The 21176-nt window shown below is 46.2% G+C and carries 22 protein-coding genes; 7 read left to right on the top strand and 15 right to left on the bottom strand.

Annotated elements, in window-relative coordinates:
* Window positions 1-116: 116 nt before the first annotated feature.
* Window positions 117-1553, bottom strand: coding sequence for a helix-turn-helix domain-containing protein (locus D8S93_RS11415; protein WP_152813300.1), 1437 nt, complete (start codon window positions 1551-1553; stop codon window positions 117-119).
* Between the two features lie 194 nt (window positions 1554-1747).
* On the opposite strand from D8S93_RS11415, the gene D8S93_RS11410 reads away from it, so the two are divergent.
* Both D8S93_RS11410 and D8S93_RS11405 read left to right on the top strand, forming a co-directional pair.
* Complete coding sequence (locus D8S93_RS11410; protein WP_005480118.1) at window positions 1748-2401, top strand: oxygen-insensitive NAD(P)H-dependent nitroreductase NfsB; 654 nt, start codon at window positions 1748-1750, stop codon at window positions 2399-2401.
* 69 nt (window positions 2402-2470) lie between these two features.
* Window positions 2471-2761: a putative quinol monooxygenase gene (locus D8S93_RS11405; RefSeq protein ID WP_005480132.1), complete on the top strand. Its 291-nt coding sequence runs from the start codon at window positions 2471-2473 to the stop codon at window positions 2759-2761.
* On the opposite strand, the gene D8S93_RS11400 is transcribed toward D8S93_RS11405, so the two are convergent.
* Complete coding sequence (locus D8S93_RS11400) at window positions 2758-3681, bottom strand: LysR family transcriptional regulator (protein WP_152813298.1); 924 nt, start codon at window positions 3679-3681, stop codon at window positions 2758-2760. The genes D8S93_RS11405 and D8S93_RS11400 overlap by 4 nt on opposite strands.
* 150 nt (window positions 3682-3831) lie before the next feature.
* Here D8S93_RS11400 and D8S93_RS11395 point away from each other — a divergent pair, with 150 nt between their 5' ends.
* Window positions 3832-4050 (top strand): VF530 family DNA-binding protein, encoded by a 219-nt coding sequence (locus D8S93_RS11395; RefSeq protein ID WP_005396617.1) that lies wholly within the window; start codon window positions 3832-3834, stop codon window positions 4048-4050.
* A gap of 595 nt (window positions 4051-4645) precedes the next feature.
* On the opposite strand, the gene D8S93_RS11390 is transcribed toward D8S93_RS11395, so the two are convergent.
* A complete protein-coding gene (locus tag D8S93_RS11390) occupies window positions 4646-5098 on the bottom strand; it encodes an acyl-CoA thioesterase (RefSeq protein WP_152813236.1) in 453 nt (150 codons plus the stop codon).
* A 210-nt stretch (window positions 5099-5308) separates the two neighbouring features.
* Between D8S93_RS11390 and D8S93_RS11385 the strand changes: the two genes are divergently transcribed.
* Window positions 5309-6073, top strand: a complete 765-nt coding sequence (locus D8S93_RS11385) for a ferredoxin--NADP reductase (protein WP_047009626.1) — start codon at window positions 5309-5311, stop codon at window positions 6071-6073.
* 134 nt (window positions 6074-6207) lie between these two features.
* Here the strand turns inward: D8S93_RS11385 and D8S93_RS11380 are convergent, their stop codons facing one another.
* The 10 genes from D8S93_RS11380 to D8S93_RS11330 all read right to left on the bottom strand — a co-directional run bounded on the left by D8S93_RS11380 (window position 6208) and on the right by D8S93_RS11330 (window position 17407).
* Window positions 6208-6879: a DUF2057 domain-containing protein gene (locus D8S93_RS11380; protein WP_152813234.1), complete on the bottom strand. Its 672-nt coding sequence runs from the start codon at window positions 6877-6879 to the stop codon at window positions 6208-6210.
* A 216-nt stretch (window positions 6880-7095) separates the two neighbouring features.
* Window positions 7096-8244, bottom strand: coding sequence for an AI-2E family transporter (locus D8S93_RS11375; protein ID WP_152813232.1), 1149 nt, complete (start codon window positions 8242-8244; stop codon window positions 7096-7098).
* The gene (locus D8S93_RS11370) at window positions 8237-8923 is read right to left on the bottom strand and encodes a potassium channel family protein (RefSeq protein WP_005396612.1); all 687 of its coding nucleotides are present in this window, start codon (window positions 8921-8923) and stop codon (window positions 8237-8239) included. The genes D8S93_RS11375 and D8S93_RS11370 overlap by 8 nt, the downstream gene beginning before the upstream one ends.
* Before the next feature lie 16 nt (window positions 8924-8939).
* The gene (locus tag D8S93_RS11365; RefSeq protein ID WP_152813230.1) at window positions 8940-9830 is read right to left on the bottom strand and encodes an HlyD family secretion protein; all 891 of its coding nucleotides are present in this window, start codon (window positions 9828-9830) and stop codon (window positions 8940-8942) included.
* A gap of 12 nt (window positions 9831-9842) precedes the next feature.
* On the bottom strand, window positions 9843-10046 hold the full coding sequence (locus D8S93_RS11360) for a DUF1656 domain-containing protein (RefSeq protein WP_005462724.1): 204 nt from the start codon (window positions 10044-10046) through the stop codon (window positions 9843-9845).
* A complete protein-coding gene (locus D8S93_RS11355; protein WP_152813228.1) occupies window positions 10046-11689 on the bottom strand; it encodes a TolC family protein in 1644 nt (547 codons plus the stop codon). Before D8S93_RS11355 ends, D8S93_RS11360 begins: the two co-directional genes overlap by 1 nt.
* Window positions 11690-11699: 10 nt before the next feature.
* Complete coding sequence (locus tag D8S93_RS11350) at window positions 11700-13874, bottom strand: FUSC family protein (protein WP_152813226.1); 2175 nt, start codon at window positions 13872-13874, stop codon at window positions 11700-11702.
* 388 nt (window positions 13875-14262) lie between these two features.
* On the bottom strand, window positions 14263-15132 hold the full coding sequence (locus D8S93_RS11340) for a DMT family transporter (protein WP_152813224.1): 870 nt from the start codon (window positions 15130-15132) through the stop codon (window positions 14263-14265).
* Window positions 15133-15273: 141 nt separating this feature from the next.
* Window positions 15274-16242 (bottom strand): HTH-type transcriptional regulator YidZ, encoded by a 969-nt coding sequence (yidZ, locus tag D8S93_RS11335; protein WP_152813222.1) that lies wholly within the window; start codon window positions 16240-16242, stop codon window positions 15274-15276.
* Window positions 16217-17407: an MFS transporter gene (locus tag D8S93_RS11330; protein ID WP_152813220.1), complete on the bottom strand. Its 1191-nt coding sequence runs from the start codon at window positions 17405-17407 to the stop codon at window positions 16217-16219. Before D8S93_RS11330 ends, yidZ begins: the two co-directional genes overlap by 26 nt.
* Before the next feature lie 132 nt (window positions 17408-17539).
* Between D8S93_RS11330 and D8S93_RS11325 the strand changes: the two genes are divergently transcribed.
* The gene (locus D8S93_RS11325; protein WP_152813218.1) at window positions 17540-18010 is read left to right on the top strand and encodes a GNAT family N-acetyltransferase; all 471 of its coding nucleotides are present in this window, start codon (window positions 17540-17542) and stop codon (window positions 18008-18010) included.
* 25 nt (window positions 18011-18035) lie between these two features.
* Window positions 18036-18491: a GNAT family N-acetyltransferase gene (locus D8S93_RS11320; protein ID WP_152813216.1), complete on the top strand. Its 456-nt coding sequence runs from the start codon at window positions 18036-18038 to the stop codon at window positions 18489-18491.
* A 10-nt stretch (window positions 18492-18501) separates the two neighbouring features.
* Here the strand turns inward: D8S93_RS11320 and D8S93_RS11315 are convergent, their stop codons facing one another.
* Together D8S93_RS11315 and D8S93_RS11310 are read right to left on the bottom strand one after the other, a co-directional pair.
* The gene (locus D8S93_RS11315) at window positions 18502-19014 is read right to left on the bottom strand and encodes a DUF2799 domain-containing protein (RefSeq protein WP_152813214.1); all 513 of its coding nucleotides are present in this window, start codon (window positions 19012-19014) and stop codon (window positions 18502-18504) included.
* 342 nt (window positions 19015-19356) lie between these two features.
* The gene (locus D8S93_RS11310; protein WP_152813212.1) at window positions 19357-20031 is read right to left on the bottom strand and encodes a fructose-6-phosphate aldolase; all 675 of its coding nucleotides are present in this window, start codon (window positions 20029-20031) and stop codon (window positions 19357-19359) included.
* Window positions 20032-20245: 214 nt separating this feature from the next.
* Between D8S93_RS11310 and D8S93_RS11305 the strand changes: the two genes are divergently transcribed.
* Window positions 20246-21175, top strand: a complete 930-nt coding sequence (locus tag D8S93_RS11305) for a glycyl-radical enzyme activating protein (RefSeq protein ID WP_152813210.1) — start codon at window positions 20246-20248, stop codon at window positions 21173-21175.
* Window position 21176 lies beyond the last annotated feature (1 nt).

The following is a 21176-nucleotide window of genomic DNA, read 5'->3' as shown; positions in this document are numbered from 1 at the left end:
GTTATGCAGCAATGCAGAAACGATAAAGCAAAGGTTTGAAATTGAGGGTGTCACTTCACGCCAAAAAAGACGTGAAATGATGTCACGAAGCGGCGACTTTGATCTGACCGACAGTTTTAATTGAGCGGTTGCACAATAGGATATTGTATCGGGTAATGCTCTTTCGCGAGCTCGTTGTCGGATTCATCATAAAGGCGGAAACGGCACTGCTTTGCAGTTTGAGTGAGCGATAATTGCAGCACCCAACAAGCATAATGTAGCGAGTGTTTGGTTAAGCGCATTGCGTGAGGTGTGGGGTCATCATCGACGTAACCGTCAATCCTCGCAACGTTTTCAAGTCGGCATGCCAGTTCGATAAAGAGCGTGTATTGCGCCCCAATGTTAATAAGCTGCCGAGTCGGGACAATATATTCCGTTGCGCCAATTAAAAGCCCCTTAGAAACTACATAATCACGCTGGTGGTTATTCTCAATGTAACGTTCTCCATCGACTTCATAACACAGGCGAAAGGTAAGGGGATGCGCCACCGGAAGTTCAGTCGTTGCCCAGAGTTCGGTGCCATGACTTAAAAAACGCTCGAAGAAGGCGGGGTAGCGCCGCCATGCGCCATCACGGTCACGGCATTCTACCGAGACCACTTTTTCAAACGCAATATTGTCCACTTCCATCCAGATTTTGCCGACAGGTTGGTCGATGTGGTTATTGTCGAAGGTATTGGCTTTGGCGTAGTACAAGCGGATCGGTTGTTGATTTAGTTGAGTTCGGTTATCCAAACATTGTTGGCGATACTGCATGGGTGAAAACGGATACCAACGACGAAAAGTGCGGTGAAAGTTCGATGGTTCTTCGTAACCAAGTTGATAGGCGATTTGCTGCGTCGTGAGTTGGGTATCGGCGAGCAAAGTGAGTGCTTGCTTTCTTTTAGCGAAATCAACGCATTGAGAGTAGCTCATTTGTTTTTCTTGTAGTCGACGTTGCAAGGTGCGTTTGGAGACGCCCAGTTGCCTTGCCGCTTGCTCTAACTTGAGCGCGTAATTGCTGTTTTTGATGAACAAGGCGTTCAAAACACTCAGCAATTCTGGTTGTTCAATTGGCTGGTGAGAAAGCAGCAAATAAACATGTTTCACCAAGTCAAACACGCTTGAACTCGTTTTAGAATCTCGCGTTTCCCCTAGAAAAATATCGGCCGCGAGTGGATTGTTGGCGTGAACCTGTACCTGTATTGATTCGCTTAGCTCAAGCATTTCCAACTGCATTTTGAGCAAGCCAAACACCGACTCCGCCCAATTTGGCATATCGGCCGTTCTGCATTCTACTTGCAGATGGATTTGGGCATCACCATGTTGAAATGTGACGTACAAACGGCGGTCGAATAATGAAACACTTTTACTCCACCACAGCAGGCCTTCTTGGAGGTCAGGCGCTTCCTTCAACATCATGCATTGCAAGGCAACCAACTTCTCAATGTGCCAATATTCGCCGGCAATTCTCAGGTGATTGTGACCGAGCTTTTTACACAGAAAGGATGTAATAACGTTATCTTGAGGCTGCATGAGTTGAGTTTGGTTGCGAGCAAACAAGCATTATTGCCGAAAAGATGAAGAAGTTCAGTGAGAACGCTCAAAGCCTTTCTTATCGTTTTATTTTCAAATTTATTTTGAAAATGTTTTTAATCGAAATCGGTTTTTCCCTTTATCTCATGAGGTTATGCTGTTACACAGCTTAAATTCATTAATTGGAGAACCTCATGGATATCGTACAAGCTGCAAAATCTCGTTACTCAACGAAAGTGTTTGACCCAACGCGCAAGCTACCTCAAGAAAAAATCGACGCAGTTAAAGAGCTGATTCGTTTTAGTCCATCGAGTGTGAACTCCCAGCCTTGGCATTTCATTCTGGCAAGCACAGAAGAAGGCAAACAGCGCATCGCTAAAGCGGCGCAAGAGAATTACGCGTTTAACGCGGCGAAGATTCTCAACGCTTCTCACGTATTGGTGTTTTGTGCAAAAACAGGCATTGATAACGACTACATTGAAGCGCTAATGGCGCAAGAAGAAAAAGATGGCCGATTCCCAACCGAAGAAGCGAAAGCGGCTGTGCGCGGTGGTCGTAGCTACTTTGTGAACATGCACCGTTTTGATCTGAAAGATGCGAACCATTGGATGGAGAAACAAGTTTACCTCAACGTGGGTACGTTGCTGTTGGGTGCTTCGACGCTAGAAATTGATGCAGTGCCAATTGAAGGGTTTGATCCCAAAGTGCTGGATGAAGAATTTGGCTTGCGTGAAAAAGGTTACACCAGCGTTGTGATCGTGCCGCTTGGCTACCACGCGGAAGATGACTTCAACGCGAAAACGCCAAAGTCTCGCTGGGACGCAGAAACCGTATTCACCGAGATCTAATTCGAGCTTACTTGCAGGTGACGTAGAACCCTGTAATCAATATATAAATCGCAAAAGAGTGATAAAACGATGATCCACTTAGTTGCAGAAGTGAAAGCCTATCCAGATAGTAAGGATCAGGTGGTGAATTTGCTTGCTGGTTTACTAGAGCCAACTCGTCAAGAAGAAGGCTGTTGCCAATACGAGTTGTATCTCGACGAAAAAGTTGAAGGCCTATTTATGTTCCAAGAAATTTGGGCATCGCAAGAGGCCTTGGATAAGCATTTGCAAAGCCCGCACATGGCGACGTTTCTTGAAACATTGGAAGAGAACGATTGGGTTGAATATACCCAGATTCGTCCTCTTCGATTTATCGCCTAATGACAGAAGGTTGCCAGCACGTTGGCGCGTTGCTGGCAGCATTTTTGTTGGATAAAGTCGCGGAAAGTCCGAATCGTTGGCGTCAGTAAGCGACGATCGGCGCACACCATGTAGAGTGGCACTGGGCCGCAATCCCACTCTGGTAACATTCGCACCAATCTTCCCTCGATTAAGTCTCGGCTGATGTCCATCAACGACTTATTCGCAATGCCTTTGCCTTTGATCGCTAACCGATGTGGCAAGTCACTATCGTTGCTCATCAAGTTACCGCTGACCACGACTTGTTCTTTCTCGCCGCCACGCGTGAGCGTCCATTTGTTGTAGACCGAATCCGCGACCATATAGCACAAGCAGTTGTGTTGCATTAAATCGGCAGGAGAGGTGAGTTCTGGGTGTGTAGCTACGTACTCTGGCGATGCACATAAGATCCGTTCGTTTGACCCACACAAAGCCAACACGACCAGATTGGAGTCGGCCGGCTCGCCGTAGCGAATCGCAATATCGACAGGCTTGGTGTACATATCCGTCAAGCTATCGGACAGCTCTAGTTTTATGGAAACATTTGGGTAGAGATCGATGAACTCATCCACCCAATCGAGCAACATATTGCGACCAAAATCGGAGGGCGCAGTAATGTGCAGTTGACCAGATAACTCGCCACGCGCACTTGAGATCTGATCCAACCCCTCTTGCAATGTTGCCAACGCTTGCGTGGTTTTGTCTAAAAACAGTTCGCCCTCTGAGGTTAAACGCAGGCTTCGGGTAGAACGCACAAACAACGGGAAACCGATTTGCCCTTCAAGACGCTTAATCGATGCGCTAATGGCGGCAGGTGTCATGTCCATGCTGTTAGCGGCTTTTGAAAAGCTGCCTTGGCGCGCTGTTTCGACAAAAATATTGAGGTCGTTGAGGGCTTTCATCGTGAAAAGGATGTTTGTGAAGTTTGAGCTACTATAGGGGAGATGAGCAAAGTAATTCAAGCTAAACGCCTTTGAAGGTGAAAACATTAGGTTAAGTGGTCACTTTGAGTTAGATTAGCCCGCCACTTACATCGCTACTGGATCAACAACATGAGCAACGAACAGCCGAATAACCCTCTGCATGGGTTGAGTTTAGAAAAAATCGTCACCCGACTAGTTGAACACTTTGGTTGGAATGGCCTGTATGAGCGCGTTCGAGTGAACTGTTTTAAGAAAGATCCGTCGATCAAATCTTCGCTGAAGTTTTTGCGTAAAACGCAATGGGCAAGAGATAAGGTGGAAGCGCTATATATCGAGACGTTCTGCTGATCACTCTATGGTCTGCAGCAAGCGTTATGTAGATTCTTAGTCTCGCCTTGGCTCGCTAGAATGACGTCACTTTTCTTATCGTGTGGGCTTTAAGAGTGGCTCTGCTGTTACGTCTAAAGCGTGATTCAGAATCTACCCTCAGATTGTATTGAGTTTATTCATCGCTCTATGGTCTGCAGCAAGCGGTATGTAGATTCTTCGTCGCGCTTTGGCTTGCTAGAATGACGCAGCTTTTCTTATCGCGTAGGCTGGAAGAGTAGCTCTGCTGTTACATTTAAGGCGAGATTCCGGATGGTCACTTAGGCTTGTCTGGAATAGCTTTTTAGATGGTTTTATAGAGGTCAGAGCTAAACTCAAACCGTCATTCTGAACAGCGAGGAACGAGCGTGATTCAGAATCTACTCTCAGATTGTATTGAGTTTATTCATCGCTCTAGGGTCTGCAGCAAGCGGTAAGTAGATTCTTAGTCTCGCTATGGCTCGCTAGAATGACGCAGCTTTTCTTATCGTGTAGGCTGGAATAGTACCTCAGCATTATTCCCGATAGCGATGAAGAAGCGCTGTCGGGAACCTCGCCTTTAATCTCTCGTTTCTTGCTACTCTAAATGATGCGTGCTACCCACAGTTCCTTCCAAGTCTAAAATCGACTGGCGAACGTGGTCTGGAATGGCCGCTTTCTCGTTGTTCTTAAAATCAAACATCACACCAGTAGCGGTGGCGATGGTCGCAATCTTACCCCACTTCTTACTCAGCACTTGGTATTCCATCGTGATGCGATCTTCTTGCATGTCGATTACGCGCGAGCCGACTAATAACGTGTCTGGGTAAGTGACAGGAAGCTTGTAGCGGCATTGCGTCTCGCTCAGTACTGGCCCAATTTGCGAGGTTTGCAGGTCGACTAGCAGATTAATTTTGTTGAAGTAATCTAAACGCGCTGTCTCGAAGTAGCGGAAATAGACCACGTTATTGACGTGTTGCAGAGCATCCATTTCACCCCATGCGACTTTGATCTCTGTGATAACGGGAAAGTCCTTTAACAGTGTGTCCATTTTTAGTGCTCCTTTTTCATCTGCATTGCCACAAATTGCGACGCGACTTATCACTTTGAGCATTTATTCTAGATGTAATCATTTAATATGTAATAAAATTGTTTTTAAAATGTGAAATGAAATGGCAATCTTATTATGTAAACTAGAAACTTTACATAATCGAGTTGAAGGCGTAAGTTTAACTAAGAGTAACCAAATAGGAGGTGTCTCATGACTGAGCTGAAAGGTTTCAATCTAGCCAAGGTGGAAAAACGCATTGACTGGACTGGCGAGCTGTTCAGTTTAAGGGTCTCAGGCGCGCCTCTTACCTTTAAAGCCGGCCAGTTCACCAAGCTTGCTTTGCTAGATGATGAGGGCAAGCCGATCAGCCGTGCTTACTCTGTGGTTAATGCACCAAGCGAACAGTTCGATTGGTTGGAGTTCCTAATAGTAGCGGACCCTCAAGGACAACTTTCCCCAAGGCTCCAAAAGCTTAAATCTGGTGATAGTATTTATGTTGGTGAGACCGCACATGGTGATTTAATCCACGATTCTATTCCTAAACAGGCTCATGATCTGTGGCTGCTATCTACAGGTACAGGTATTGGACCGTTTTTATCGCTACTGGATGATATAAACTTACCACCTCATAATGAGCGAATTGTGCTTGTTCATGCGGTTCGCTACGAAAAAGATCTGGTCTACAAATATCTGATTGAGCAACTACAGCAACGATATGAAGGCAGATTAAAGTACATCCCGATAGTCAGTAGGGAAGTGGTGGATGGTCAGTTACAAGGTCGAATTCCCGAACTCATCGAATCGGGTAGACTGTCCAACGCTGCTGATGTGCCATTCTCTGCTCAAAGTAGTTTCGTCATGATGTGTGGGAACCCGCAGATGATCAAAGATACCTTGCCAGTCTTACAAGGGCTTGGGTTGGAAAAGTATCGTCCTAAAACAGGAGGCAATATCATCTATGAGCGTTACTGGTAGCGTTTGGTTAAATTGATATAACCATATTGAAGACATGATGATCACCAATACCAAAGTCGTTCAAACGTCCTCGCTTGTTCGATCAAAAAAGCCACATGAAGTGGCTTTTTTAATATCGATAGAATTAATCAGACTTATTGTTGATTAACGTACGCTTTAAAGCGAGCTTTGGTTTCTGCGTCTGCTTTTTGGTACCAGAAGTGCAGCATCTCTTCTGCTGTCGAATCTGATTTAACCGCAGTCGCTCTCGCTTGTTTCATATCTTCAGGAATCTTTGCTGGCAGTGTGACTGGTTGAGCAACGGCTGCACCAGCAACAGCGATAGCAGCAACGCCGCCTGTTTTGTTGTAGCTTTCCACTTCACGCACGTAATTACGACCGATTTGCATACCCGGTTTGATCAATTTGTCTTGCTCAACGGCGACGGTGTTGCCTGAATCATCAACCAGTTTCCAATCTAAGTCCTTGATCTTTTCTTCCGCATCGCGAAGGTTGCGGTATTCTGGCATTTGTAGCGTCAGCTCGGCATTGGCAGCGTCAAATCGTGTAACGATAACATCGCTTTCAACACTTAAACGGTCATTACCTTGGTTAAAGTAAGGGGCGAAGCGAAATACGACTTGGTTAACGCCATCAGGTAACGTTAGTGTTCTTTCCGAGGCGAAAAAACCACCCGAAAGGTCTGCTTTTTCACCGTTAGCCGCTAATACTGAAACGTTGTCAGGAACACTCACGGTTACATCTGCGAATGCCATGCCACTCATTGCGAAAGCAAGCGCACAAGTTAAAGGCTTGATCAATTTCATTGTTTTTATCCTAAGCAAATTAGTGGTCATCGAGAGTGCATCGTTCATTGCCCGATTGCAACTCCCAAGTGTAAGAAGTATGAAAATTTAACAAGAACGTCATTTTTATCGCATTTATTACGGGGAAACTGTGATCCAAATAGAATCAAACCGCTGCAATAGAGCGGTTTGATATCATAAGTTATAGATTAAATTTCTTTCTAACTTATTGATTTATTATATGCCTGCACCGTGTCCAGGCTCTGATTGGTCATCAGAAGCGTCTTGTTGTTCTGCCATTTCTTCTTGCTGCTGTGCTTTCTCGATGCTCAACCACCAAACGAACAACTCATACCAAATCGCCAGGATAACAGCACCTAAGAACAGACCAACGATGCCGTAGAAAAGCATACCACCGATGGCACCGAGCAGAATCACAGGCATTGGTACGTCGACACCACGTCCCATTAACATTGGTTTGAACAGGTTTTCAGAAAGTGCTGCAACTACTACCCAGACAGTAAACATGGTTGCTGTCGTTGTATCTTGAGTCATGTACATGAAGCCAATCACTGGTAGTACAGCAAGCAGCGCTGGTAGCTGAGCGATACACAAGATCATCAGAATCAGAGTGAGCAAACCAGCTGCCGGAACGCCAAATACAAAGAAACCAGCGCCGATCAATAGGGCTTGAATCGCCGCCACACCGACTACGCCAAGCAGTACGCTTTTAATGGTTGCTGCGATAAGCGTGGTCCAGCTTTTAGCGTTTTCACCAGCGGTACGAATAGCGATGGTTCTTAGCCCTGATGCTGCAGATTCAGAGTACGTCATAAAACCTGCTGCAATCGCAAGTGACAAGATTGAAAGCAGTAAACTGCCCAATACACCGCCAAGTGTGCCTAGCAAAGAAGTGAGCGCGGACTTTATCTGCGGCATAAAGGTTTGAATCGCTTGTTCAAGGTTAGTCGCGAATAGGGTCCACACCTCATAGAGCTTATCACCTACGACAGGCCAATCCGCAACGGAAGGTTTTGGACCTGGGATCTTCACTTGTCCGTTTTGCAATACTTCAAGCGCATGCGTTGCACCATCCACAATAGAACCTGACACCATAACAAGTGGTGTGACTAAGAGTGCAATACCAAGTAAAGCAATCGTTGTGGCTGCCAGGCCTCTACGACCGCCATATGCACGCTCCAGCTTTTTTGTAAGTGGCATTATAGCGACGGCTATAATTGCACCCCAAATAACGGGAAGAATGAAGGGTTTGATGATGTCGTACGTAAACATCAGCAAGACGAAGATCAAGCCAATGCGTATTGCTGATTCCACCATATTACTGATGAAAAGCTTACTGTCGATTTTTACCGATTGTTTATCCATTTTTGTTTACCTGATGATCAATGTTAGAACTGACGAGACTTGAAACAACAATCGCCATATAGAACACACCTGTAATGGCCTCTAAATACACCACGACTTGAGCCAATGGCGTTAGAGGGCTGATATCGCCATAACCAAGCGTGGTTAAGGTGACGAAACTAAAATACGCCGCATTAGAGAAATTCTGCCCCCAAGAAATGGCTTCCATCCCAGTGAATGAGGTTGGCGAGAACTCTAGAAGAATGAGATAGGCAATTGCCCACATCAGACCAAGCAGCAAGAAAAGCGCGACTGAGCCAATGACTTTGTTGCTATTGACGTGGCCAGTGAAAAGAATCTGCCTTGCGATGGATTTAAAAGTGCCGAAAAAGAACGCGAAGGTGAGGGCAAGCATCACTACATTCATCTCTCGGATGTTGAAAACGGTCTTGATCACAATCACAAGAACCCAAACGCCAAACAGGGTATAGAGGAAACGAGACCACATTTTGTCGAAGCGAAGGCTGGCAAAACAGACAATGAACGTGAGAACCGTGAACGCCTGCAGTATGTGTTCAATCGTACCTTCACCTACCACTTGTGCCATCGCACTCCCTAGCAACAAAATCACCAGCGCTAAAGTTAGATAGAAGAAGTTGTTTTCTTCATTAATGTTTTTGAGTTTTTTACCAATGACCATGGTTCTTCTCACTTAGTTACTGTTCATTTTCTGCCGATGAATCTTTCATCACCATGATGGACGCAGAAAGCCCGAATCGAAGATCAACATCTTCTGGAAGTTCTTGGATTGAGATTCGCACCGGAATACGTTGTGCTAAGCGAATCCACTGAAATACAGGGTTCACGTTTGGAAGAAGGTTGTAGCCGACCGTGCCGTCTTTCGGCGCAATACCCCAACCGATAGAGTCAACCGTTGCGTCAATTGGCGTGTCTGGGTGAGACATCAAAGTGACACGTGCTTGGCTACCCGGTTCGATTTGCGCGAGTTGGTTTTCACGGAAGAAACCAAACACCCAGAAACTGTTCTTGTCGATCAGCGCCAGCAGTGGCTGGTTTGCGACCGCTTGCGTACCGTTTCGAATATCGAGGTTAGACACAAAACCATCGACGGTCGCATAAACTTTGGTAAAGCTGAGGTTAAGGCGCGCTGATTTTAATTGCTCTTCTGCAGATTTGATTTGCAGTAGCGATTCTTCGTAAGCGATTTCACGACGAATCAGATCCTTGTGAGAAACCGCGCCGCGGTCTTTGGCGCGAATATCTTTAAGGCGGTCGTATTCGATTTTTTTACCGCGAGAGCTAACAATGACGCGTTCTAGTGCCACTTCGGCTTGAGACAAAGCAACTTCGTAAGTCGCAGGGTCGATTTCAAACAGTAAATCGCCTGTTTTCACTTCTTGGTTGTCTTGCACCGCGACATTTACAATTGGGCCTGATACACGAGGAGCTACTTTGATGACGTTCGCGCGCACTTGGCCGTCGCGTGTCCAAGGGTTATTAAAATACTCTTCAAATTTTTGATAGCCGAGCCAAGCTGCGCCACCAAGAATGACAAGATTGAGTGCGATTACGAATAGTTTTTTCATCTTGTTTGGCACCTAAAATTGAATATAAAAGCTGTCGATGGCCACCACATAACCGACCATGATGGCAATAAATGTCAGAGACGGAAAAGCGATGAAGCGAGACAAACGTGTCTTGTTCAATATCATCACCGTTATCCACGTTGCCGTGACGGCGAGAAAGAGCACCAGTAACGTGGGAGAAAAGTAAATGTCTCCCCAAGAGAGTTCATGAGGCATTAGAGATCCTCCGTTTTGTTCTCATCACTGGTCTCATCCGGAGTTTCGAGGCGCAAAGGCGGCAATACGCGGTTTTCTTCATTTAAATAACCATCCCAGTCAGTACGTTCTGTCATTTGCTTGGATATAGATTCACTGAGGAAGGGTTTGCCTGTTTGGGTTTGCCAGCCTCCACCTAGGGCTTTGTAGAGCGCTACAACTTGGTTCGCGACGTTCCCTTTGATCGTTGCGTAGCTGTCTTCTGCACGGGTCATTTTCTCTACCGAGTTGAGCAGACGTTCAAAAGAGATTTGGCCGTTTTCGTACTGCGTCATGGAGATGTTGAATGCACGAATGGAAGAGTTGACCGATTGCAGACGTAAATCTTTTTGCTGCAAATACAGGTCATACGCTTCGATCGCATTGGTCACTTCGTTCACGGCTTGCAGCACTTTTTTGTTGTAGTTAGTCAGTGTTTCTTGGAAGCGAGCATCTTCGAAACGAATGTTATTTTTCACGCGCCCGTATTGGAAAATGTTCCAACTGAACGTTGGGCCAACCACCATGGTGAGCGAATCGCTAAAACTGAAACTGCTGCCATCGGGAACCGTACTGTCGATACCGATAGAACCGAACAACGAAAAGCTTGGGTACAGAGCGGTTTCCGCCACGCCAATTTGCGCACTCTGCGCGCGAGCTTGCATCTCAGAGACTTGCAAATCTGGACGTCGCATCACTAAGTTTGCGTCCACTTGGGTATCCAACAGCGGTGGGCGTGGCACAATGGAGCGCTCGTCGGTGCCCGATAACGCCGATTTTCTGCCTGTCGATTTGAACTGTTTTTCGTAGTCAGCAATTTGCTTATGCATTCCATCTGATTGCAGCAGCTCGTCTACTTCTTCCGGTAATGCACCTAGTAATAACGCCAACGCGGTACGTGATTGTTTCATCGCGACTTCGAGACTCGGTAATGCCGCTTTGGTAGTATAGAGTTGGTTTTTCGCCTGCTGAACGTCCAATTCTGTAACGTTGCCAGAGTCGAACTGCACCTGTGTAATGCGGACGACACGCTCTTGAATTTCGATGTTGCGACGAGACAGCAAAATGCGCTCTTGGAACGTGCGATAGTTAATGTAGTTACGCGCCACCTCGGCGGTGATGGTGACCATTATGTCGTGATACGACGCGATGGATGCGTAATAACCGGCTTCTGCCGACTCAATACCGCGAGCATACTTGCCCCAAATATCCATTTCCCACGCAGCATCAAACGACAGAGCGGCGTTGTTTACACCCTGATCATTCACGTAGGCACGCGCTAGATTTCCTGACACGGTTTGAACTTGCGGGTATTGCAAGCCAGTCGAAATGCCAAGCAATGAACGAGCTTGGACAATGCGCAGTCCCGCGGCTTCTAAATCGAGGTTTTGTTTGCTTGCCAACTCAACCAGTTGATTGAGAGTTGAGTCATTAAATTGCTGCCACCATTGTTGTAGCTGTTGCTCTGATTGCTGCGTATCTTTGGCTGCTTTTTGCACCGACCAGTCACTTGGCAGTGGCGCCTGCTTTGGATGAACATAATCTGGTCCGACAGTGGTACACGCACTGAGCCCGAGCAGAGAAAGTATGGCGAGGCTTGGTTTAGTTAGTTTTGGAAGCATCATATCCCCACCTTTAAAAACGCTTCTGTTGTAAGTTCACCCAATCGATATCCTCGTAGGTTTGCTTGCAATGCTTGATTGCTTCGAACACGTTCCGTTTTAAATTCAGCAAGATATAAAAACCGGCTATCTCTGAATAAGCGTAGTCAGATAAATCTAACTCACTAAAAAAATCTTCCAGTTTATCTTCGAATGATTGGTAATCCTGACTGTATTGGTCGAATACGGAATCGAGTTCTTGTGTTGCTTGATGTCTGGCTAAAGCGCCCGCCATCAAAGGAATGATGGAATCGCGGTGTTGTTGGCGAAGTTGAGTAATCAGCGGATTGGTCAGCAACTTTTTCTCGGCGGCCATTAAGATATTGATGTGACTACTGAGTACATCACACGCTTTGCTAAACGCGCCAATCGCTTCTGGCGTGGTTTTGTCAAAGTGTTTGTGGTTGATTTTCGAACCCCACACCTTGAGCTTTTTCGATGAAACGTTGAGCGTCACCAAGTGCAAGGCCCGTTTGAGCGGCGTGATAATCGAGCTGGATTGCTTCTGATAGGAGTCAAACAGATCCCGAGTGTGCCTAAAATAGCGCTCTTTTATGGTCAAAAAGAGGTGTTCTGGTCGTGAGCTAAACGGGAAGTAGTGCGCGAAAATGATCATGAACACCACCATGTAGAACAGCAGCATGATCGTCATGAGGATCCCGAAGTGATAGAACATGTTGTTGTCTAAACCGAGAACAAACAAGCCCACCATGTAGAAAATCGTCACTGGCCCGTTAAACAGATAAAAGCCGATAAAGGTGTAGATAAAGATGAACAGGCCAAGTTCTAACCCGAGATCCAATTGCGGAAGAATGAAGACGTAAGAAGGCACCGCGAACAAGAAGCCGAAAGTGAACAGCACAAGCAACAAAATCGGGTGCACAGGTACGAACGACAGCAAAGACATAAACATGGTCGAGAAGATCACGAACGAATAGCCGCCTGGTGGATTGAAATAAATCCAAATCAGTCCTGCAACCCAATAAGTGACAAAGGTTTTGACCGCGGTTTTAAAGTTTTCTGCGTCCCACCATAGAAACTTGCCTTTCGGTTTCGGCAGCGGCACGTCAAAGGAGACATTGTTCGTCACAGAGTCAATGCAGCTAATGCTCTCCGCTAAACGCGACAAGTGTTGATGCATGAGCCCCAAGAGGTGCCCCAGCATAAGCGCAGAGCCTTTCTCTAGGTGCGCCGCGTCTTCAAGCAACGCCTGGTTGTATTCGACTTTGAACTCTTGAGCACGAAAAGCGGGCTCTTTTTCGTCCCAGACTTGTTGGCAGGTATCAAATAGCGCGTCAATTTCCGCAACGGCTTGATCAAAGTTGCTGATGCTTTCACGGTCTTGCTGGTGGCTAAAGTGGCTGTGCGCCGCAACGGTCAATTGTTGCGTTACTTGCTTGTTCAAATGAACTGCCAAGCGCCACTCTTTCATGTAGGCCGACACGTCGCTGCATTCCACACTGACTGTGGCAAAACGCTGTTCGAGCGCATTTTGGGCGGCAAACATCTGTTCGATAAGAGAATCCACGCTAGGTTGTGGCTCTTCAGCTTCTGGATTTTCTTCTCCCTCTTCTTGAGGAGAGACTTGCCCTGCCGATTTTTGCTCGAAATTTTGCAAGATAGCGGTGAACAGCGCGCGTTGTGCTTGGTTGAGTTGTTCGATGAGCTGTCTTAGGTTTTGTTCTGTTTTGGTCGGGAATAAGAAAGTCCCCACGAGTGTGTAAACCACCACCCCAAACACCGTCATATAAGCGCGGTCAACGCCATAAAGAAACGCACCTTCTGCGTCACCGCCATTGGACATCATCAGCGTCATGACGCCGGTCAGCATGAGTAGCGTTGGATCTTTTTGATAGGCATTACGGAAGTAAAAAATGAAAGAGACCACAACCGACACGCTCAGCATGTACAGCAAGCGGTCTTGAGCAAATAATCCCACCAGTAACAAGCCAACGACGGCGCCAACCAACGTACCGAACACACGTAAGGTACCTTTGGCGAGGGATTCACGACGACTGCTTGTGGATGCAATCAGCATCACTGTGGTTGCGGCCGTCGATGCTTGCGGCCAACCCATGGCAAACGGGATTAGATAAGCCAGAGTCAGGCTAAGCGATACTTTAATAGCGAATTTTATTTTGTCGTTCATAGTGTCAAAGTTTGCTCAGGCTTATTGTTATAAGTTGATGAATTTCTTATGTGAATAATCAGAATCATGTTCTGAATAAATTCGGGGGGCGGAATATAGCGGGTGAAAAAGTGTGCTTTGTAAACCCTTTGTCAAAACACAAAGTGCGTATTTGGCTCGATCTCGCGCTAGCCCTTGGCGTTATTGACGAAACGCTTAAAACGAGCAAAATCCCGATCTGTGACGATTCTCACTTTTGAAACAAAATCGTCGTGTTGTGTGAGCCAATTCTCACCTTATATCCTTCGCCTGATACTAAAGCAGGCCACTCGTACCATCTGCAATGAGCTTTGCTGCTTTAAAAAGCATAGATGATGAATGGGTATTTGAGAGGGAAAGTTATTATTTTTTATCGGCTTGCCGATTGTTCGCTTGTTTTTTTGGATCGAGATAAAAAAACCAAAGCGATACCGCCAAGAATGATGCCACTGGTTAAAAGTGTATGCAGTGAAAGAGACTCGTGGAGTACGACGGTACCTAACAGCAAAGCAATGGCTGGCACGGAAAGTTGGCTGACGGCGGCTTGAAGTAAAGATAGCTTGCGCATGACTTGATACCAAAGCGTATACCCAAGGCCAGATGCAATGGCGCCAGACGTGATAGCGAGCAAGATTCCGCTCAAAGAGAGGTGGATTGAGGACAGCATCAATGGCGATAGCAGTATGCCAATCATAGATGCAGCGATAAATCCCCACGTGATGCCACTACTTGGAGAAGGCGCTTGTTTGCCGAGCGCAGTAAACGCAGCCCAACAAACGCCAGAAATCAACATGAGAAGTGCAGAACTGATATCGGGGCGAGTGGCTGATGGCAACATTAACCAAACAAAGCCAACAATCGAAAGGCCGATACCGATGATTTCGAGAAACTGAAAGCGCTCACCTTGCCACCAATAGATTGCCAGTAATGTAAGTTGCACGGCACCAAACAAAAGCAAAGCACCAGTTCCTGTCGCCAGTTGTAAGTACGCGAAAGAAAAAAGGGCAGCATAACCAAATAACGCCACGCCAGCAAAAAAGCGAAAGCGAGAAGTTGGCCGATCGGCTTTCCACTGACCTCTCACGACAAGCAATGCGATTAAGGTAATCGCGCCAGATATCAATCGGACGAGAGTGAAGCTTCTTGCATCAATTAACCCTTCGGCCAATGCAAGTCGGCACAATAATGAATTGGCGGCGAACGCCAGCATCGTAATAGCAGTGAGTAAAAAGGTCGACATCCTTGGCCCTTAACGCAGAAATATGGATTGAGTGTAGCGTCAAACGACCTTTTTCATTAGTTGATAAAGTGATTAGTTATAGCTGTCAGAGCGAGAAAACCATCAAAAATCACCAAAGAAAACCTGACCTTAGCCTGAGTGTTACTGTGGTAGGGATGGTTGTTCATACAATGACTTGATGGTGTTTTTCAACCATAGCAATTTGGGATTGTACGCATTGCGTTTATGCCAAATCATGGTAAATGGAATCAGTAACTTGTCTTGTTGAGTTTGGTCTAACGGAATTGGCAAGCACACCAAATCGAGATGCAGCTTTTCTGTGTAGCTTTTGCAATAGTGCGGCGCGGTGGTGATCATGCCATGAGTCGGCTGCGCTGCCATAAAAAGGGATTGCTCAAAGTTGGACATCGTCAGCCCGATAGAGCGCTGTAGCCCTAGTTCCGTTAACACTTCATCCAACGCCCAAGTTTCACTTTTTTCCCAAACAATATTGATGTGTTGGTAGTTCAGAAAGGTCTCGAGATTCCACTCTTGCTGTAATGCCGGATGATCTTTATGTAAATACACCATCGGCAGGTCATAAAATAGAATCTCAAAATCCAAGAAATACGGCAGAAGATCCAACGACTCTTTCGATCTCGGGTGACTTTCTCGGCCGGTAAAACCGATATCCGCCTCGCCTCGAATGATGGCGTCGAGTGAATCGTAATCCCAGTTACTGGTTTTTACTTTCGCTTCAGGGTATCGCTGGTGGATAGCGACGATGAGTCTGTCCAGCACCGTGAGCACCAATGGCGACTCAATCGTGATATCAAAACGCACTCCTTTAGGCGTAATATCGCTGCGTTTTTCTGCAATCTGGCTGCCAATTTGCAGCCATTCTGCAAGGTCTTGCTCCATGCTTTGTGCCAAAGGCGTTGGCGCAAGACCTTTAGGTGTTTTGACAAACAAAGGATCATCGAACCAATGACGAAGTTTGTTGAGCGACTTACTTACGGTAGAGGGCGTAACGTTCAGCTTTTTCGAGGCTTTCGAGACGCTTTGCTCTTGCAGCAATAATTGCAGAGTGAACAGTAAGTTTAAATCAAGTCGCGCTAGGGATTTCTTCATAATGAGTATCGTGAACAGGCTTTGGAATCAATAGTATTAGAGCAAGGCTGATTACGCTACCTAACACTAAGATAAACACCAACATATTCAGTGCACTAACGCCGATGAAACCCATAAACCAAATATAGAACGCTGAACTACAAACTTGAGCAATGCCCAGTAGTGAGCTCGCCACGCCAGCTTGTTGAGAGAATGGGCTGAGCGCTTGGCTCATGGCCACGCCAAAGCCACAAGCGAAGCCAGCGCAAATCAGCCCAAGTCCGAACACATAGTAATGAGATTGTCCATCATGGAAATGGGCAGCACTGAGCACGATGGCTGCGCAAGCGAGCAATACTTGAGAGGTCATCATTAAGGTTCGCTGCTTAAAAATCCCCAATGCCAATGGCGCCGAGAACGAAATCAACATACTGATCGTCGCAGTCCCGGCCATGATGGAAGAATAGCCACCGCGATCAAAACCAAGCATGCTCATCACGACAATTGGTGAAGCGTTAACAAAGGTCAGAATGGTGGTCACTCCAAGTGCAGTAATGATCAGCCTACTGATAAAAAATCGCTCGAAGAAAGTCTCTTGATGGCTCTCTGGCGCTGTCTGTTCTTCACGTTGTTGGCTGGGTAGTGATTCCTTGAGAACAAAAATGGCCAATACACTGACGAGAATGCCCATTCCTGCCATTGTGGTAAACAAACTCGGCCAAGGAAATTTCAGCATAATCAAGTGACCAATCACGGGTGCGATCACTGGGATGATACAGGTGATGCCATTGAGCATCGACAATACTTTCGCGCGGCGCTCATCGTCTAACGTGTCGCGTAAAATCGCGAACGCGACGACATAGCAAGATCCAGCTCCGATGCCTTGGCAAAAGCGAGCAATCAAGAAAGCGTTTGGTTGCTCAGCCATCCCGCCGAGAAAAGACGCGAGCACGAAGATCATCGCGCCGACGACGGCAACAGGTTTTCGTCCCACAGAGTCTGCAATTTTCCCCGCGAATAACATGGTGGTAGCCATTCCAGCTAAATAGATCGAAAACGCAATATGCAACTGAGATTCACTGGCGTTGAGATCTGACGCAATTTGAGGCAAACCAACAAGATACAAATCAATGGCAGTAGGGTAGAGTAAAACGAGTGCAAAACTACAAAGTAAAAAACGGGACATGGAAACCTCTCTATCGAATGGCGAGGATAATAGAGTGCTAAACGTTTGCCTGCGAGTGGGAAATACGACACTAGGTATTTCTATTTACGACATACCCTGTATGAATTGAGCATAAAAACAACAAGGAAGATTATGATTACCATTGAAAAGTATTCGCCTGAGCGACATGAACAAACTTGCGAACTTAGCGTGCTAGAAGAGCAATCGCAGTTTACGGTCGCGGATGTGGGTGAAATGCTTACACGTCTTGAACCCACAGAGCTTCCGCATCTGATTTTGGCGGACGATGACGTGGTTGGCTTTTTTCTATTTGATGCTGCTTACAACGAGAAATACGATTTTTGCCCGAAAAACAGTTTAGGCGTGCGTGCTTTGTTGGTGGATCACCGTCATCAAGGCAAAGGCATCGCCAAGCAAGCCATTCAACAGTTTGCCGATTTCGCCAAACGCCATTATCCCGAGTTTGATGCGCTTTATCTCACCGTGAATTGCCGCAACATACCTGCTTATCAGTGCTATTTAAAATCAGGGTTTGAAGATACCAATGAGCTTTACCACGGCGGCCCCGTTGGACCGCAGCACATTATGAGACAACCGCTTTAACTAGGAAAACACCAAGGATGGAAATATGAGAATTGAAATTGACGATTTAGAACGGCCGCAGGTGCTTGCGTTGTTGGAAGAGCATTTACAGGACATGTACGCTACATCGCCACCAGAGAGCGTGCATGCGTTAGATGTAAGCAAGTTGAAGCTGCCTTCAATCACGTTTTGGACGGGTTGGGATGGTGATCAGCTATTGGGATGTGTGGCAATGAGCCAACTAGAAGATGGTCACGCAGAGTTGAAATCGATGCGTACGACGTTATCGGCGAGAAAACAGGGCGTGGCATCCCGCTTACTCAATCACGTGATTGAGCAAGCGAAACATCAGGGGATACAACGTCTAAGTTTGGAAACTGGGTCGATGGCATTTTTTGAACCCGCGCATCGCCTATATGAAAAACATGGCTTCGCGCACTGCGAGCCGTTTGGCGACTATCAACCTGATCCAAACAGCCGCTTTATGACCCTAGCGTTGTAGCCCATCGTGACTAAAAGTTAAAGTAGTAATTAGCTCCTGGCGAGATAAGTGATGCACGCTCACGCGCCAGTTGTTTTCTTCTCTCTCTAATACGCTTCGCGTTGTCTTTATCTAAATTTGCATCCAATTGATGATCAAGACGTGATATCTCCGCATCTAATGCGTTAATGCGTTGTTGACGCTGATATTCTTGATGGCCTAACTGATAGTTTTTAAGGAAAAGATCGTTAGAGCAAACGCCATAGTAGGTTTTTCCTTCTGCACCCACCGTGTAACCATTGTCTGGCGAACAGTAAAGAATGGTGCCTTTATCAAAACCGTCTTGCCACTCAACGTGATTTGGCGTTACGCCTGCTTCGCGACAGTCTTTAATGTATTCGTACAAAATGTTTGGGTTGTTGCCTGAGCGGCCATCTTGGTAGCCGACGCGATACCAGTCTGCGGTTTGGCATTGTTCTGGCGACATGCTGCTACAACCAGAAAGTAATGCAAATATGGCAAAGAGAAGCGCAATGCGTTTCATGAAGTGGATTCCTTGTTACTGCGTTAGGTTCGCTGATTATAAATGAACAGTGTTCATTTCCAATAGATAAAATTAATAATTACCGAGTTATTGATGCGTTGTGCTTGTGAGTTTGTCGGCTTGAAGCAAAATTTTTTGCTTGTGGAACGAGCGTTGTTCGTCAGTAGTGATGTTACGAATAGAGTAGTTTGCGTGAAGGTTGAGGCGAGATTAGTGGGGTGGGAATCTCTTCGTAAGCCGCATCTATAAACAGTTGCCTGCGCGAATGTTACTTTTTCTCAGAGATTCCCATATCAAAAGCCCCTCGATCGAGGAGGAACGGGACTTTCGATAATTTTATGCTTAACTTTCAAATGAAAGTTTGTTGCCAAACGCGGATTTCCAGTCTTTATCAAATTGATCGACAGCCGGCTGAACTGCTGGATGAGAAAACATCTGCGCGGCCACATCGACAGGCAAGGTGATCGCTTCAATGCCTAACTTCATCACTTCCATCGCTTGTTGGGTATTCTTAAAACTCGCTGCCAAAATTTTTGCAGGCAGTTGGTTTTGATCCAGTAGCAATTGCAGGTCTGCGACCACTTCTACACCGTTTCCGTTCATCGCATCAATACGGTTCACATAAGGCGCAAGATAGTCAGCGCCGCACAATGCCGCAAGGAAACCTTGCTGAGCAGAGTAAATAGCAGTGGCGAGTACTTGAATTCCCTCATTTTTCATTAACTTAATTGCCGATAAGCCTGTTTCGGTTGCTGGCACTTTGACGACCATATCATAAGGTAATTCATGGATTTGGCGCGCTTCTTCCACCATGCCTTCTACAGTTGTGCTCACCACTTGAGCATGGAAACGGGGTGTGCCCCCTAACGCTTCTTGCATGCCAGCTAAGGTTTGGTTCAAGCCTTGTTTTGATTTCGCCAAAATACTTGGATTTGTTGTTACCCCTTTCAGAGGTAGGCATTGGTTAAAGCGTTTTACTTCAGCCACGTCAGCAGTATCTAAATAGAGTTCGATCATGGGTTCTACCTTATACAAAATCTTCGTTTTGATGATGGGATCACTATAGATCTGACAATCCGCCGAGATCTTGATTTTGATCAATTGAAATTTCAATTGAAATTATAATAATTTCATAAATCGAAAGCTAAGTGCCAATGTTTCATTATCAAATGAAGCTTTCAGAAAAAGAAAAGCGTGAAAAGTAGAAGAGCAAACCAAGAGGCGGACAGCAATGTATTTCAATATTCAGAGGTTCTCGACCCACGATGGTGATGGTATTCGCACCATTCTGTTTCTGAAGGGATGCAGTTTGTCCTGCCCTTGGTGCCAAAACCCAGAAAGCCGCAGTGAAAAGCACTCTCTGCTGTTTGATGAGCGCAGTTGTATAGCGGACTGCCAGCTTTGTGTGTCGGCTTATAAACAAACCGTAAACGGCGACATGGCGAGCGATGGTATCCGACGCATTGACGATCAAATCATCATCAATCGAAAAGCCATGAGCGAAGCGCAGATCATTGCGCTGCGAAACGTATGTCCAACACAAGCGCTCAGCATATGTGGAGAAGCGGCGAAATCGGACGACTTGTTTGAAGTGTTGATGAAAGACAAGCCTTTCTACGATCAAAGCCAAGGTGGCGTGACGTTTTCTGGTGGCGAGCCGCTGATGCAGCCAAGTCTTGTGGCAGAACTTGCCGAACGTTTGCATCAAAACCATGTGTCTACGGCAGTGGAGTCGTGCATGCATGTTCCGTGGAAAAACGTAGAAAAAGTCGCGCCGTATATCGATTGCTGGTTAGCGGATCTTAAACACACCGACGAAGAAAAGTTTCTCCGCTGGGCGAAGGGATCGTTAAAACGCATCAAAGACAATTTTAGAAAATTGGCACCAATTGCCAAACGTATTGTTATTCGCGTGCCGGTTGTGCCGGGCTTCAATGACACCATTGATGAGCTCAAAGCGATCATTGACTTCGCTGCTTCTTTAGAAAGCTGTCAAGAACTCCACTTGTTGCCGTATCACACCCTCGGCATCAATAAATACCGTTTGCTCGATATGCCTTACGAGTGTTCTGACAAACCATTAAATAATCCAGAACTGCTAGAAAACGCAATGCAATACGCAAGCGAACATACTCAACTTAACGTGATTGTTAGAGGTTAAC

The sequence above is a fragment of the Vibrio sp. VGrn 2 genome, from assembly GCF_009361695.1.
Classification (GTDB): Bacteria; Pseudomonadota; Gammaproteobacteria; order Enterobacterales; family Vibrionaceae; genus Vibrio; species Vibrio diabolicus.
This window is presented reverse-complemented; position numbering and strand designations above follow the sequence as displayed.

Bases quoted from the DNA above. Each gene is read 5' to 3' on its own strand.
- D8S93_RS11375 (WP_152813232.1), bottom strand. From the start codon at position 8,244: ATGGATAAACAATCGGTAAAAATCGACAGTAAGCTTTTCATCAGTAAT.
- D8S93_RS11400 (WP_152813298.1), bottom strand. From the start codon at position 3,681: ATGAAAGCCCTCAACGACCTCAATATTTTTGTCGAAACAGCGCGCCAA.
- D8S93_RS11390 (WP_152813236.1), bottom strand. From the start codon at position 5,098: ATGGACACACTGTTAAAGGACTTTCCCGTTATCACAGAGATCAAAGTC.
- D8S93_RS11355 (WP_152813228.1), bottom strand. From the start codon at position 11,689: ATGATGCTTCCAAAACTAACTAAACCAAGCCTCGCCATACTTTCTCTG.
- D8S93_RS11315 (WP_152813214.1), bottom strand. From the start codon at position 19,014: ATGAAACGCATTGCGCTTCTCTTTGCCATATTTGCATTACTTTCTGGT.
- D8S93_RS11310 (WP_152813212.1), bottom strand. From the start codon at position 20,031: ATGATCGAACTCTATTTAGATACTGCTGACGTGGCTGAAGTAAAACGC.
- D8S93_RS11325 (WP_152813218.1), top strand. From the start codon at position 17,540: ATGATTACCATTGAAAAGTATTCGCCTGAGCGACATGAACAAACTTGC.
- D8S93_RS11320 (WP_152813216.1), top strand. From the start codon at position 18,036: ATGAGAATTGAAATTGACGATTTAGAACGGCCGCAGGTGCTTGCGTTG.
- D8S93_RS11330 (WP_152813220.1), bottom strand. From the start codon at position 17,407: ATGTCCCGTTTTTTACTTTGTAGTTTTGCACTCGTTTTACTCTACCCT.
- D8S93_RS11340 (WP_152813224.1), bottom strand. From the start codon at position 15,132: ATGTCGACCTTTTTACTCACTGCTATTACGATGCTGGCGTTCGCCGCC.
- D8S93_RS11370 (WP_005396612.1), bottom strand. From the start codon at position 8,923: ATGGTCATTGGTAAAAAACTCAAAAACATTAATGAAGAAAACAACTTC.
- D8S93_RS11305 (WP_152813210.1), top strand. From the start codon at position 20,246: ATGTATTTCAATATTCAGAGGTTCTCGACCCACGATGGTGATGGTATT.
- D8S93_RS11395 (WP_005396617.1), top strand. From the start codon at position 3,832: ATGAGCAACGAACAGCCGAATAACCCTCTGCATGGGTTGAGTTTAGAA.
- D8S93_RS11380 (WP_152813234.1), bottom strand. From the start codon at position 6,879: ATGAAATTGATCAAGCCTTTAACTTGTGCGCTTGCTTTCGCAATGAGT.
- D8S93_RS11360 (WP_005462724.1), bottom strand. From the start codon at position 10,046: ATGCCTCATGAACTCTCTTGGGGAGACATTTACTTTTCTCCCACGTTA.
- D8S93_RS11385 (WP_047009626.1), top strand. From the start codon at position 5,309: ATGACTGAGCTGAAAGGTTTCAATCTAGCCAAGGTGGAAAAACGCATT.
- D8S93_RS11350 (WP_152813226.1), bottom strand. From the start codon at position 13,874: ATGAACGACAAAATAAAATTCGCTATTAAAGTATCGCTTAGCCTGACT.
- yidZ (WP_152813222.1), bottom strand. From the start codon at position 16,242: ATGAAGAAATCCCTAGCGCGACTTGATTTAAACTTACTGTTCACTCTG.
- D8S93_RS11405 (WP_005480132.1), top strand. From the start codon at position 2,471: ATGATCCACTTAGTTGCAGAAGTGAAAGCCTATCCAGATAGTAAGGAT.
- D8S93_RS11415 (WP_152813300.1), bottom strand. From the start codon at position 1,553: ATGCAGCCTCAAGATAACGTTATTACATCCTTTCTGTGTAAAAAGCTC.
- D8S93_RS11365 (WP_152813230.1), bottom strand. From the start codon at position 9,830: ATGAAAAAACTATTCGTAATCGCACTCAATCTTGTCATTCTTGGTGGC.
- D8S93_RS11410 (WP_005480118.1), top strand. From the start codon at position 1,748: ATGGATATCGTACAAGCTGCAAAATCTCGTTACTCAACGAAAGTGTTT.